Genomic DNA, 777 nt, shown 5'->3' with positions numbered 1-777 from the left:
ATGCAAGGTCATGCGGCCGCCAATCTCATGCCCGTAATTGCCTCTAACCGTATCGGTTCAGAGACGATAACGCAAAACGGCACTGATAGCATCATGTCATTCTATGGTAGCTCGTTTATTACTGATGGGCGCGGCGAGATTATCAAGGAGGCGTCAGCGAATAAACCTGAGATCATAAGTGCCAGTTTTGATCTGGATAAGCTTGCCCGTGATCGTCAGCAATGGGGCGTGTTCCGCGACCGCCGTCCCTCTATGTATGGCACTTTACTGACTCATGGCTAATCCGCGATTACCTCCAAAAGCTTATTAACCCAATAGCCTATTTATAAAGGTGGTTTATATGTCGACATCCAATAAACAAAGACAAGAACCCTTATCTAAAAGTTTAATCTTGGATTCTACTCCAGTCGCAGACGGCTTTTACATGCCAGCTGAGTTTGCACCTATAGACAAGGTTTGGATGGTCTGGCCGCACCGTGCAGATAATTGGCGTGATAATGCAGTCTCTGCCAAAGCCGCTTATAGAGCAGTGGCCTTAGCAGTTGAGCCATTTTGCGCGGTTGCCGTGCTCGTCAATCCTGTAGATTATCAAGAGTGCCGCGATAGCTTGCCTGAGAATATTGAAGTCATCGCTATGCTAAGTGATGATGCGTGGGCGCGTGACATTGTTCCGACGTTTTTGATTAATAATAACCGAGATCTGCGCGCTTGTGATTGGGTATTTAATGCGTGGGGCGGCAACGTTGATGGTCTGTACGCGCCTTGGGACAATGACGA

General features: G+C 47.9%; 2 protein-coding genes. Both read left to right on the top strand.

Annotated elements, in window-relative coordinates; all coding sequences use genetic code 11:
• The coding region (locus tag ACTXGO_RS15210) for a nitrilase-related carbon-nitrogen hydrolase (RefSeq protein WP_443575106.1) at positions 1-282 on the top strand (282 nt) is incomplete at its 5' end.
• Between the two features lie 58 nt (positions 283-340).
• A partial coding sequence (locus ACTXGO_RS15205) for an agmatine deiminase family protein (RefSeq protein ID WP_443575105.1) occupies positions 341-777 on the top strand: 437 nt, incomplete at its 3' end.

The sequence above is a fragment of the Psychrobacter sp. T6-1 genome (assembly GCF_052258445.1).
Note: the sequence above shows the minus strand (reverse complement) of the source record. Positions and strands in the feature narration are given on the sequence as shown.